The organism is Methanobacteriaceae archaeon (assembly GCA_013403005.1).
GTDB lineage: Archaea > Methanobacteriota > Methanobacteria > Methanobacteriales > Methanobacteriaceae > Methanobacterium.
The window spans coordinates 336,852-350,218 of the sequence record JACBOA010000001.1 but is presented as its reverse complement, the minus strand read 5'-3'; the positions used below and the strand labels follow the sequence as shown (position 1 = coordinate 350,218).

Annotated in this window: 11 protein-coding genes; 9 read left to right on the top strand and 2 right to left on the bottom strand. The window is 38.4% G+C overall.

The genetic code is table 11. The features are described from left to right. The first annotated feature begins 11 nt into the window (after positions 1-11). From HVN35_01665 to HVN35_01630, 8 genes are all read left to right on the top strand, one after another. Positions 12-689, top strand: a complete 678-nt coding sequence (locus HVN35_01665) for a TIGR00297 family protein (GenBank protein NYB51261.1) — start codon at positions 12-14, stop codon at positions 687-689. A 4-nt stretch (positions 690-693) separates the two neighbouring features. Next, positions 694-1,920, top strand: a complete 1,227-nt coding sequence (locus tag HVN35_01660) for a 2,3-bisphosphoglycerate-independent phosphoglycerate mutase (GenBank protein NYB51260.1) — start codon at positions 694-696, stop codon at positions 1,918-1,920. Positions 1,921-1,922: 2 nt separating this feature from the next. Continuing rightward, entirely contained in the window at positions 1,923-3,395 is a 1,473-nt protein-coding gene (gene glmM, locus HVN35_01655; GenBank protein NYB51259.1) for a phosphoglucosamine mutase, read from the top strand. A gap of 258 nt (positions 3,396-3,653) precedes the next feature. Beyond that, entirely contained in the window at positions 3,654-4,934 is a 1,281-nt protein-coding gene (locus HVN35_01650) for an NTP transferase domain-containing protein (protein NYB51258.1), read from the top strand. A 210-nt stretch (positions 4,935-5,144) separates the two neighbouring features. Further along, positions 5,145-5,639, top strand: a complete 495-nt coding sequence (locus HVN35_01645) for a gamma carbonic anhydrase family protein (protein ID NYB51257.1) — start codon at positions 5,145-5,147, stop codon at positions 5,637-5,639. 88 nt (positions 5,640-5,727) lie between these two features. Beyond that, a complete protein-coding gene (locus HVN35_01640; GenBank protein NYB51256.1) occupies positions 5,728-6,828 on the top strand; it encodes a histidinol-phosphate transaminase in 1,101 nt (366 codons plus the stop codon). Between the two features lie 43 nt (positions 6,829-6,871). Beyond that, entirely contained in the window at positions 6,872-7,567 is a 696-nt protein-coding gene (locus HVN35_01635; GenBank protein NYB51255.1) for an anaerobic ribonucleoside-triphosphate reductase activating protein, read from the top strand. Between the two features lie 177 nt (positions 7,568-7,744). Next, the gene (locus HVN35_01630; protein ID NYB51254.1) at positions 7,745-8,878 is read left to right on the top strand and encodes a tetratricopeptide repeat protein; all 1,134 of its coding nucleotides are present in this window, start codon (positions 7,745-7,747) and stop codon (positions 8,876-8,878) included. A 155-nt stretch (positions 8,879-9,033) separates the two neighbouring features. Here HVN35_01630 and HVN35_01625 read toward each other — a convergent pair whose 3' ends face one another. Together HVN35_01625 and HVN35_01620 are read right to left on the bottom strand one after the other, a co-directional pair. Beyond that, positions 9,034-9,399 carry a DUF5518 domain-containing protein gene (locus HVN35_01625; GenBank protein NYB51253.1) on the bottom strand — a complete coding sequence of 122 codons (366 nt, stop codon included), beginning with the start codon at positions 9,397-9,399 and terminating at the stop codon, positions 9,034-9,036. A gap of 160 nt (positions 9,400-9,559) precedes the next feature. Then, positions 9,560-10,072 carry a nucleoside deaminase gene (locus HVN35_01620; GenBank protein ID NYB51252.1) on the bottom strand — a complete coding sequence of 171 codons (513 nt, stop codon included), beginning with the start codon at positions 10,070-10,072 and terminating at the stop codon, positions 9,560-9,562. 534 nt (positions 10,073-10,606) lie between these two features. On the opposite strand from HVN35_01620, the gene HVN35_01615 reads away from it, so the two are divergent. Further along, positions 10,607-13,237 carry a PAS domain S-box protein gene (locus HVN35_01615; GenBank protein NYB51251.1) on the top strand — a complete coding sequence of 877 codons (2,631 nt, stop codon included), beginning with the start codon at positions 10,607-10,609 and terminating at the stop codon, positions 13,235-13,237. Positions 13,238-13,367 lie beyond the last annotated feature (130 nt).

Below are 13,367 nucleotides of genomic sequence, written 5' to 3'. Positions count from 1 at the left end.
CTGGGAGATAGATGATTAGCTGGGAATATGTGGTCCTCCTGGTGATGATAGGGCTCATTACCTACGCAAGAAAAGCCCTAGATCTCCTGGGATCCATTTTCATGATCATAATGGGCGTGATCATCATCTTCGCCGCCGGTGTGAACTGGCTTTTTTTAATATTTTTATTTCTCATTCTGGGTGTGGCATTCACCCGATACAAACATGATTATAAGAAAGAAATTGGAGTCTACGAAGGCACCAGAACCATTAAAAATGTGGTTTCCAATGGTATTGTTGCCTTTGTAATGGCTGCATTTGGTAACTATGCAGGATTCATTGGTTCAATAGCCACAGCAACCTCTGATACCATGGCCAGCGAGGTGGGAGTAGTAAGCACCCCCCGCCTTATAACTAACTTTAAAAAAGTCCCTCCAGGTACAGATGGAGGAATATCAGTATTAGGGACTGCTGCAGGAATTTTAGGAGCTGCTCTGATTGGATTAGCCGCTTATATTCTGGGAGTGTATCCTGATCTGACCAGAACAATGTTAATAGCCGTGGTTGCCGGGACTTTTGGCTGCTTTGTGGATAGTATCCTGGGAGCAGTTCTGGAAATCAAAGGTTACCTCACCAATGAACATGTTAATCTCCTGGCTACATTAGCCGGAGCTTTATTGGGTAATATCATGGTATGGTTGATATGGTGATAATATGAAGGGAATCATAATGATAATTGATGGAATGGCAGACCGTCCCCTTAAGGAATTAGGCAACAAAACCCCATTAGAAGCAGCAAAAACCCCTAATATGGATCGAATGGCCAAGTTAGGAGTAAATGGGATTATGGACTCCATAAAACCAGGTATAAGACCTGGTAGTGACACGGCCCACCTCTCCATACTGGGTTATGATCCTTACCAAGTTTACACGGGCAGAGGGCCCTTTGAAGCAGCCGGAGTGGGTGTGAATGTACTACCAGGAGATATAGCATTTCGCTGTAATTTCTCCACTCTTAATGACCAGGGAATAATTACTGACCGCAGAGCTGGTAGAATTAGGGAAGGGACCAAAGATTTAGTAGAAACACTCAATTCTATGGATATTGAAGAAGATGTGGAGATCATCTTCAAAGAATCCACCGGCCACCGAGCAGTTTTAGTTTTAAGAGGAGAAGGATTATCTGACCAGATCTCTGATGCGGATCCCAAATATGATGGGAAAAAAGTTAAAAAAGTAAAGGGGCTGGATGGTTCCCCAGAAGCGGATAAAACTGCTGAAATTTTAAACAAAGTTATTAAGGAGTCCTACCATCTTTTGAAGGACCATCCAGTTAATATTGAACGGATAAGAAATGGTGAAAATCCAGCCAACGTCACTGTTCCTCGAGGTGCAGGGGCGGTTCCAGATGTAGAGGCATTTAATGACAAGTACGGTCTAAAATCCGCGTGTATCGCTGAAACTGGGCTTATTCATGGAATTGCAAATATTACTGGGATGGATGTTATTGAAGTTGAAGGAGCTACTGGCGGAGTGGACACGAACATTGATAACATCACCAACAAAATCCTGGAAACCGCAACAGCGGATTATGATTTCATCCTGATTAATATAGATGGTGCAGATGAAGCCGGACACGATGGCAACCTGGATGAAAAAGTTGAATTCATAGAAAAGGTTGATGGTGTGGTGGGTAAAGTGATGGAAGTTGAAGATGTTTATTTCATTTTAACTGCTGATCATTCCACACCTATCTCGGTAATGGACCATACTGGAGACCCGGTTCCCCTGGTTATTAAGGGACCCGATGTCCGGGTGGATCAGGTTGATAAATTCAATGAAAGATCTGCAACCCGTGGCGGCCTGTGCCGCATCAGAGGCAGTGACATTATGAACATACTTATGGACCTTATGAACCGATCCAGTAAATTTGGGGCTTGAATATGGATCCTGATATTTCTAAAGATGATATTCCTAAATCTAAAAATATTACTTCTGAAACAAAAAATGATATTGATAAGTCTAAAAGAGGTATTTCTGAATCTGAAACTAATATTCCCAAACTTTTCGGCACCTCTGGAATAAGGGGAAAAATAGAAGACGAAATAACCCCCGAATTAGCACTAAAGGTAGGTAAAGCTGTTTCAACTTACCTTGGGAAAGGAAGTAGAGTAGTTGTGGGTTATGACACTCGAACCTCCAATTTAATGCTGGAAAGAGCAGTGACCTCCGGTATCCTAGAAGGAGGTTGCCATGTTTTAAGTCTGGGAATGGTTCCCACACCAGTAGTCGGCTATGCAACCATGAAACTAGGGGCAGATGCAGGAGTTATGATTACTGCATCACATAATCCCTCTCCAGATAATGGGATTAAACTCTGGAATCCAGATGGCATGGCCTACCTTCAAAAACAGGAACGGGCCATTGAAAAAATAATCCATGAAAAAGATTTCTTTAAGGCACCCTGGCAGGATATAGGGAAAATTGAAGACAAAAGCCCCATTGTTAATGATTATATTGAAGACTTACTGAATTTAATGGACATCAAACCCGGTCTTAAAGTGGTTGTGGATTGTGCCAATGGTGCTGCATCTTATCTTTCACCCCTAATTTTAAGAAAAGCAGGATGCAAGGTGGTAAGTTTAAATGCTCAACCAGATGGTTTCTTCCCTGGCAGAAAACCAGAACCATCCGCTGCTAACTTAAAGGAACTTATGAAAGTGGTGAAGGCAACTGGTGCCGACTTGGGGATAGCCCATGACGGTGATGCTGATCGAATGGTGGCTGTGGATGATAAGGGGAGAATGGCTGATTTCGATAAACTACTGGCTCTGGTTTCAGCAGAGATGGGAGGTTGTGTAGTTACCACTGTAGATGCATCCGCCTGCATTGACCGTGCACTGGAAGAAGTAGGTGGTACAGTAGAGCGAACAAAGGTGGGGGATGTGCATGTGGCAGAGATGATCCACCAACTAAACCAAAATCATGATGAACCCCTTGCCAGGTTCGGAGGAGAACCCTCAGGCACATGGCTGCATCCCCAGTTCTGCATGTGTCCTGATGGAATATTATCCGCTCTGAGGGTTATAGAACTGGTTCAAAAGAGAGGACCTCTCTCCAAGCTCCTGGATGATGTTCCCAGTTTCCCCACCATAAGGGATAAAATTGACTGCAGGGATGATCAAAAAGAGATGATAATGGGAAAAGTCAATTCAGATCTTTCCCAGATTTTTGAGGATGTGGAAGATATTAACCGTAAAGATGGGGTGAGAATATCGTTTAGAGATGGTAGCTGGGTTCTGGTAAGACCCTCAGGAACTGAGTCCTTCGTAAGAATAACCCTTGAAGGCAAAACCCAGGATAAAGCCCAGGAGATACATGAAAAGTCCGCAGAATTCATTCGCAGTTTACTTTAAAACTATTATTTGAAGAATTTATTATAAACTTATATTAATTACAAACTAATAAAAAAAGTTCAATTAAAAAGGTTAGTTAATAGTTTTAAAAATTTTTATGAATTGAAAACAAGGTTACCCCTAACCTTCTGGGCAAACAACAGGTCAAAGTCAATCCTAATAGGAAAAAACATTATGTGCCGTCAATAAGGGTTAAGAACGACCAATCAGAAGGTTAATAATTCCTTAAACTGATCAGATATTAAAGAGGAGTTTTATATGAGGGCAGTTATACTTACCGCAGGTGAAGGAACCAGAATGAGACCTCTAACACTCACCAGACCTAAAACCATGCTTCCAGTAGGTGGAAAACCTCTCCTGGAGTATAATGTTAAGGCATTGCGTGATGCGGGGATAACCGACATCACTATGGTCGTGGGTTACCATAAAGAAGCAGTGGAAGAACATTTCAAAGATGGGAAAAGTTTAGGGGTTAATATTAACTACGTGACCCAGAAAGAACGTTTGGGAACTGCTCATGCCATTGGCCAAGTAGCAAATACAATAAAAAAAGATGATGACGCCTTCATAGTAACCAACGGAGATATAATTCTGGGTAATTCCCTCATAAAAAGTTTAATAAATAAATATAATGAATCTCAGGCGCATTCTATTCTGGTTCTCACTGAAGTTGATGATCCTTCCTCTTTTGGAGTGGTGGAGCTTGAAGATGACTGTATTAAAGACATTGTGGAAAAACCATCCCCTGGTGAAGCTCCCAGTAACCTTATAAATGCCGGGATCTATCTTTTTGATGAGAACATATTCAAGGCCATTGTTAAAACTGAAAAATCCGAAAGAGGAGAATATGAAATAACTGACTCTTTGAAAATTCAAATTAAACAGGGTGAGAAGGTTTTAGGCCTGGTATCCCATGATAAATGGATCGATGTGGGGCGTCCCTGGGAATTTCTGGAATTGAACGAACACTTTTTGGAATTATCAGAATCAAAAATTGAAGGTGAAGTGGAGGAAGGAGTAACCATCCACGGACCCCTAATACTTAAAAAAGGCAGTATTATCCGTTCCGGTACTTATATTATGGGCCCGGTTTATATCGGTGAAAACTGCGATGTGGGGCCTAACACCTTCCTGCGCAAACACACCTCAATCGGGAATAACGTTAATGTGGGTAACGCTGTTGAAATAAAAAATTCAATTATTATGGATGGAACCAATGTAAACCATCTCTCTTATGTGGGTGATTCCATTATTGGAGCTGACTGTAACATTGCCGCCGGTACCAACATTGCCAACCTGCGCTTTGATGACGGAGGAGTTAAAGTCACGGTGAAGGGGAAAAGAATTGACAGTGGAAGGCGTAAAATGGGAGTGATCTTCGCTGATGGGGTAAAAACTGGTATAAACTCCAGTTTTAATCCCGGGGTTACTGTGGGTTTAAATTCATCCGTGGGATCCGGTGCCATAATTTACCGGGACATACCAGATAATAAAGTGGTTATACATCACCAGACCCAGGAAATGAAAGACAAAAAATAATTTATTCCCTAACGTCACCAGGAACTGATAATTTCCTTATCAAATAATTTCTTTATTTATTCTAATGAATTAGTTTAGAATACCCCCTCAGAGGACCTATAATGCGGTAATAGTTCTCCTAATTGTAGGCGGGGGATTGATCTTTAATCCAGCAATATTAATAGTGAACCCAATGAAATCTTTTTATTTATCGAGAGTATACTTTTTAACATGATACATCACACTGCCTTAATATTCAAAGGTGCCCATACAATTGGAAAAGTGAGCATAGGAAAACATTCCTCTGTCTGGTATAATGCTGTGATTAGAGGAGATATCGAACCCATAACCATTGGCAATACTTCTAATGTACAGGATAACTGCGTACTGCATTCATCGGAAGGATTTCCCCTGGAAATTGGGGATCGTGTTTCAGTAGGACATGCAGCAGTAGTTCACGGCTGTAAAGTGGATGATAACTGCATTATCGGTATGAATGCAACAGTTCTCAATGGAAGCCATATTCATAAAAACAGTATTGTGGCTGCAGGTGCAGTGGTAACCGAAGGAAAAACCTTTCCAGAAGGTAGTCTGATTATGGGTGTTCCTGCTAAAGCTGTAAGGGAATTAAATGAAGAAGAGATTAAAAAAATTGAAAGAAATGCTTTAAACTACCTGAAACTTGCACTAAAACAGAGAACAGACATGGCAGATAACGAAGATTAACTAGTGAACATTTTTCATAGCCCATAAGAGGACTTTTAAAGGATTTTTATAAATTTATGGAGCTTAAACGATTTTAAGGATTGATTAAATGGTTCATATCAAAAAAACAGTTAAAAAAATGGATCCCTATGTTCCGGGCAAGTCTAATGCAGATTTAGCCCGTATTTATGGGTTGGATCCTGCGGATATCATTCGAATGGGATCCAATGAAAATCCCCTTGGACCCTCCCCCAAAGCCATCCAAGCACTTGAAAAAAGTCTTCACCTGATTAACACCTACCCAGAATCTAACATTGATGATCTGAAACTTAAGATCGCATCTTATGCTGGTGTGAATCCTGAAGAAGTGGTTGTGGGTGGAGATGGTGCCGATGAAATACTGGATGTTCTGGCCAAGACCTTAATTGAACCCGGAGATGAATACATCGTCCATCATCCCTCTTACATGTATTATGAATACAGCTTCAACGTATATGGGGCTGTTCCGGTTTATGCACGCTGGGATGTTGAAGAAAACCGTCTGAATTTAGATTCTGTGCTGGAATCCATTTCCCCCAGAACCAAGGTTATATTCCTGTGCACTCCCAACAATCCCACCGGGGGATTGATAGATGAGCCTGATATCCGCACCATCCTGGAAAGTAGTGATGCTCTGGTGGTTGTTGATGAGGCTTACTGGGAGTTTTCAGGGATCAACAATCTGGGACTGCTGGAAGAGTACGAGAATCTATTTATTCTCAGAACGTTCTCCAAGGTAATGGGACTGGCTGGTATGAGAATTGGTTATGGTATAGGTCACCCTGAACTAATCGAATACATGCATCGGGTTAAACCTGTTTTCAGCCTTAATAAACTATCCTATATCGCTGCATCTGCCACTTTAGATGATCCTGATTACATTGAAAGGTCCACTCAACTGTCCATTGAAAGCAGAGAATTTTTATACCAGGAAATGTCAAAAATTCCCAGTATACGAGTTTTCAAGTCATATGCCAATTATTTGCTGGTGGATTTGCACGGTACCGGCATGAACTCTAAAGAAATTTCAGAAGAACTTATGAAAAATGGTATAATAGTCCGGGATTGTAACTCTTTCCATGGGCTGGATGAATACTGGATAAGAGTGAGTGTAGCAACCCTTAAAGAGGATGAGAAGTTTATTAAAGTCCTGAAAAATATTTTGGGATAAAAATAATATTTTTTGGATAAAATAATAGGGATACTGTAATTTTATGATAACCGGTGGCATAATATTTTCCTCACTGGAATACCCTGGCAAAGTTTCCCTAGTCATATTTACCGCAGGATGCACCCTCAGATGTCCCTATTGCCATAACCCCGAGATAATCCATGGTGGAGAAAACCTGGAACTCTCTGAAATTGAGAGAAAAATTGATGAATCACAGGACTTTATTGATGCCGTGGTTATCACTGGTGGAGAACCCCTAATGCAAATGGAGGAAGTTAGAAAAATCCTCCAGTATTGTGTAAAAAAAGGCTTAAAAACCAAACTCGATACCAATGGGGGTTATCCTGAAAGACTTTCTGAAGTGGTTGACCTGGTGGATTATGTTGCCCTGGATGTGAAAGCCCCATTTAATAAGTATAAAGAAATTATAGGTGCAAATATTGGTGAAAAAGTAATTAAAAGTATGAATATTTCCTCTAATTCGAAATGTTTCTTGGAATGCAGAACTACTTATGTTCCCGGACTTCTTAGACCCTCAGACATAATAGAAATCGCAGAAAATATTCACTGTGATATTTACACTTTACAACAATTTAGAAATCAGATAGTGCTGGATGAGCGATTGAAAGAAACCCCTAATCCTTCACCACAAGAACTTAAAAGAATTGCACGTCAGATTAAACCCATTCTAGGAAAAATCAAGATTAAAACAGCTGAATTTGGTGAAGAAATAATATGAAATGCATATGCATTAAGAGATAGGCATTAAATCTACTGACACTAATCTAATCTGTAATCTGATACAACCTTTAAACATAACTTAATTTGAAACACCATATAAAAAACCTCCATATAACGATCTAGTCATAACTGAAGATAATCCAATTGATGCACAAATCAAATGGGAGGGTGCTAAATACCAATACTATTATTCGGAAGCCGTCACTTGGACCTTATAACTGGTGAAAAAACAACCACCATCAGAAAGCTCTGGAAGAAACCTTTATCTCCTGGTGATCGACTGCATTGCTACTGGAATTTAGTTTCCAAAGAAAGAAAGAAACTCTTTGAGGCCGAAGTAACTGATGTGGAAGTGGTGAAATTCGGTGATCTCATAAAAAATGACGATATTGCACGTGAAGAAGGTTTCAGCAGTGCTAAAGAGCTTGAATCAGAGTTCAGGAAGATGTATCCCGACCATAGTGCAGATGATTCTCTTTATCAAGTTATCAGATTCGTCAAGCTCCCCATGGAGGAATGGGAGGGTGCTAAGATTGATGAAAAGGCCATGATCGCCAAAAGAGCAGACATACTCTTTGATGTGGGGAAGTTTGACAAATCAGTGATTTGTTACACTGCTGCTTTGAAAATCGACCCGGAGGATGTTTACCTTCTTAACCGCAAAGGTGATAATCTTTCACGCCTCGGTAAATTTCAGGAAGCTCTGGAATGCTATGATCAGGCTTTGAAAATAGAACCCAACAATGAATATATATGGAATAACAAGGCTATTGCCCTACTGAATTCTAACCGTCCAGAAGATGCTCTTAAAGCCAGTGATAAAGCCATGGAAATAAATGATGAAAATTTGCTGGTTTTATACTGGAGGGGTTTTATTTTTGAAATGCTGGGACGTTTTAACCATGCACTGCAATGCTATGATAAAATATTAAATCTGAACCCTCAGGATTTGGAAGCCTGGAATGCTAAGGGAAACCTTTTATCACAGATTGATCGAGCTGAAGAAGCCTTAGAATGTTATGACCGTTCTCTAGAACTTTGTTTAGAAGATGAACCTGATTCATTAACCTGGAATAGGAAAGGAAACGCGCTTATGGAGTTGAACCGTTTTAAAGAGGCTATTGAGTGTTATGATAAATCACTTGCTCTAGATCCGGATAACGAGGTTTTCCTGAGTAATAAAGGAGTTGCATTAATGGAATTGAACAATTTTGAGGATGCCGTAAACTGTTTTAAAAAAGTCCTCATTCTAAACCCTGAAAATGAAGATGCCCAGATTTTGATGGATGAATGTCTGGAAAACCTTTAGCTGGAAGATCAATTGCCTAATACAATAAGGATTCGCTTTTTAGTACTATTTTATTAGAAATAATTGTATAAATTTTACTATAAATTATAAAATGAGGGTTATAAAATGAGGGGAAGTGGATAAATAGTTCAAAGGATGCTTGGTAAAATTAAATTTTAGTCACTTCCACTTAATAAACCACCAATGGCTCCCCCTACACCCATGAAAATTATGTTAACGATTAGCGATGCTATTACTAAAGTTATCCCTGTTAATACTCCTGCTGTAAATCCTGCTATACCACCAAAAATTGTTCCTCCCACCACCAGTAAAATAGCCAGGACAATGGATCCGAATGCACCGGCCACAGTAGCATTCCACAATCCGCCCAGTATCCCCTCATGAACCCAGTATCCCACAATAAATCCTGCTATGAAAAGCCCCAGGTTAACACCCCAATAAGCATTCACGTAGATACCAAATAAATTACTGAGTATCACTGCTAAAATAAAACCCACCACTACGGGTCCCCATTTCACCATTCATATTCCCCCTTAGTATGTTGTTTTTTTAAATCCAGGATTTTTTTAATTAAATTTTTTAATGTAATATGATTTAAATTATTATGTATGATTTTTAGATTAATCTAAAAATAATTTATTTCCTTATTAATCTAAGGTTTTTTTATTATAATAAAATTTGCTAATAACTTCTGTATTGATTAATAAAAATTGCATCTGTAATGGATTTTTTTTTAAGTCTGAAGGGTGTTAGTTTACAACCTACATCTTCATTACCTATATTCTCATTCCACAAATCGGGATGTTTCTCAATGAATTCCCTTAGCATATGCTTACACGAATCAAGGTTAAGGTTTATTACCTGCACACCATTACGGGTAAGATTCTCTTCCGGACCCTTGAAGTTTTCGTTCACCCCCACCACAACCAGAGGAATGTTATAAAGTAAAATTGCTCCTGAACACATTGCACAGGGTGAAAGTGTTGTGTAGAGTGTGCAATTTTTATATTCATCTGCTTTAATCCTACCTGCACTTTCTAAACATTCAATTTCGGCGTGGAGAATTGCTGAATCGAGCTGAACCCGTTTGTTATGCCCTCTTCCTATTATTTCACCGTTTTTTACCAGAACAGCGCCAATAGGAATGCCTCCATTTCTCAAGCTTTCCATGGCTTCTTCCTGAGCAAAGGCCATGAACTTATGATGATTATCTTCTATGGTTACCCTGTTTTTTTTATCTGTCAAAGTTCACACTCTCCCCTTTCAATCCCCCCTGAATAATCACAATAACCTAATTGAATTTTGAGAAGAAAGATATGCCCTCACCCTTAGGAGTTGTTGATAAACCCCTTATGGAGTTGTTGATATTTAGATTAACTGTGATCATGCTTCATAATTATATTAATATTGAGCTGTAATTTCTCCAGCTGTGTGATACTCACCCCGTATTATTATTCCTATGGCCACATTCTAATCAACTTATAATCATTTTTCCTAAGCAAAGTCACATCAGTATTGAATTAAGTCATAAAGTAATAATCTAAAATGTGTTTTAGAAGATGAAAGGATTTATTGCTATTAGTTACCTAAATCCATAATACGTTCTTAATTTTATTTATGCAGTTATATCTGTTGGTTATTATGTGCAAAGTTTTTTAAAAATACAGAGTTAAAATATATTATCATAGTAACTTCTTTATTATAGCAACCTCTCAGGAAAGTGTGAGTTTGGAGAAGAATCCTAAGATAAGGTTGATTTCATTACGTAATGCCACTATTATATCTGCAGTATTTACAGTTGTTTATCTAATGTTAACCCTTATTTTTTTAGGTAATCAGGAATTTCTTACAGTTTTAAGCAACACAATTAGCCCCTTAGTCAACCTAATCGTGATCATATTCCTTATATTAACCTTGAGGGTTCTTAAAACATGTAAATCATCCGAGTACACTGCATGGTTATTTTTGACACTGGCACAATTTTCTTATTTAGTAGGTGATGTGATTTGGAGTATTTTAGAAATGGGACTTCGAACCGAGCCTTTCCCCTCTATTGCTGATGTGGGTTATATTTTGTACTATCCCCTATTTGCCATTGGTATTTTTATGTTGCCACGTTTATCTCAAAATACTGATAGAAACTATAAAACCGTCTTGGACATGGCTATAATACTTATTGCCAGTGGCATGTTCTTTTGGACCTTCCTTATAATGCCCACTTTAGAGACTAAGACCGGAGAGGGTTTAGGACTTTATCTTTCCATTTTGTATATTATGCTGGATTTTGCACTCCTTTTCCCATTACTTGATTTGATTTTCAATCGAATTAAAAGTTTAAAAGATAGTGTTCTTCTCCTGTTAGCTGCTTCAATCGTTGCACAACTTTTCACCGATATCTGGTTTGTTCAACAAACCATTTCAGGAAACTACTTTTCAGGAAATCCTATGGAAACCGGTTGGATGATAGGTTACTTCCTATTAGGTCTTGCAGGAATAATGAGAGCCAATGAGATTATATCTCATGAGAAAGAGGCGACAACCTCCAGAGACCCTCATAAATTTTCTTATAATATATATTTACCTTATTTACTTGTTATTTTATCCTATTTGCTGCTTATCGTAGGGTATAAAAATTATTCCGACATGAACTTAATGGTTTTAGAAACAGGTGTTGGTTTAACAATTTTACTGGTGGTTATCAGGCAATTATTGTCCTTGAAAGAAAATCAAACCCTGTATCTCAACGCCCAGCAAGAGATCATAAAAAGAAAGAAAACTGAAAAAAAACTTAAAAGAGAAAGAGATCGGGCGCAAAGTTATTTCAATATTTCCGGAGTGATATTGTTGGTGCTGGACCTGAAAGGATGTGTGAAACTAGTGAACAAAAAAGGTTGCCAGGTTTTAGGATACCCTAAGGAGGAAATAATTGGAAAGGATTGGTTTTCCACATTCGTGGCACCTGAGGAGAGGGAGGATGCAAAATCTATTTTCACAAAATCAATTCAAAATCCAAAAGATTACAAAAATATGCAAACTGAAACTAACATTATTAACCGGGAAGGAGAAAAAAGAACCATTTCATGGCAGCACACTTTTCTAAAAAATGAAAATAAAGAGATAGTAGGGACCTTAAGTTCTGGAGAAGATGTAACCTTAAGAAAGATCAGAGAAAAAAAGTTAAATGAAAAAACCAAATCCACTATTCGAAGACAGGATGTACTTCTCCAGTTAACACGTGAAGAAGCTAATGACCTGGAACATGCATTTAAAACATTAGTTGAATATGATTCTGATATTTTAGATGTGGAAAGAGTGAGTATTTGGTTCTTTAATGATGATAAGACTGAAATTGTATGCCGTGACCTATACCAGAAAAGTACAAAGACCCATGATAAAGGTTTCATTCTCAAGGCTCTGGATTATCCCCAGTATTTCAAAGCCATTAAGAACAGCCACAACATAGCAGCATATGATGCAATTAATGATCCAAATACCTTTGAATTCGCAGAATCTTATTTGAAACCCTTGGGGATCATTTCCATGCTGGATGTTCCCATCTGGTTTAAAGGAGAGTTGTACGGAGTTCTGTGTCATGAACATGTGGGGGATAGGAAGAGAAAATGGAGTTTTGAAGATCAGGATTTTGCAGGGGCTATTGCTAACCTGGTCTCACGCTATTTGGAATCAGAAAATCGTAGGCAGGCTGAAAAAAAAATAATTCAATCCTTAAATGAAAAAGAGGTTTTGTTAAGGGAGATTCATCACCGGGTTAAGAATAATATGCAGGTTATCTCCAGTCTTCTCAATCTTCAGTCCCGCAGTATTGAAAATGAATCCGTTAGAGATGTTTTTAAAGAAAGTCAGAATAGGGTTAGATCAATGTCCATGGTTCATGAATTACTGTACCGGTCTCCAGATCTGGCCAGTATCTATTTTAAAGATTACATTAGGAACCTGGTGAACACTCTTTTTCAATCTTACAATGCGCATAACCGAGAAATAAAATTGAAAGCTGATATTGAAGATATTAAAATGGGAATAGATACTGCCATCCCCCTGGGATTGATAATGAATGAGCTACTGACCAATTCATTGAATCATGCTTTCCAAGAGGGTCAAAATGGAGAGATAAAAATAAGTGCTAAATTAGAGGGTGATGGTTACCTGGTTACAATTTCTGATAATGGGGTAGGTTTTCCAGATGATATTGATTTTTACCAAACCAGGAGTTTGGGTCTGCAACTAGTTAACACCCTAGTGGATCAGATTAAAGGAGATATCAAATTAGAAACTGAACATGGTAAAGGAACCAAATTTGAATTACGCTTCAAGGAAGTGAAGTATAAAGCAAGGATCTAAGTAGAAGAATCAAGAAATGGAAATCAGAATGACTATTTCCATCCTTAATTTTAATTTTATAACTTATTTTTTTTTAGGATAAACTTTATAATAAAATATTTTCCCCATATCACATACCTTGGATTGTATT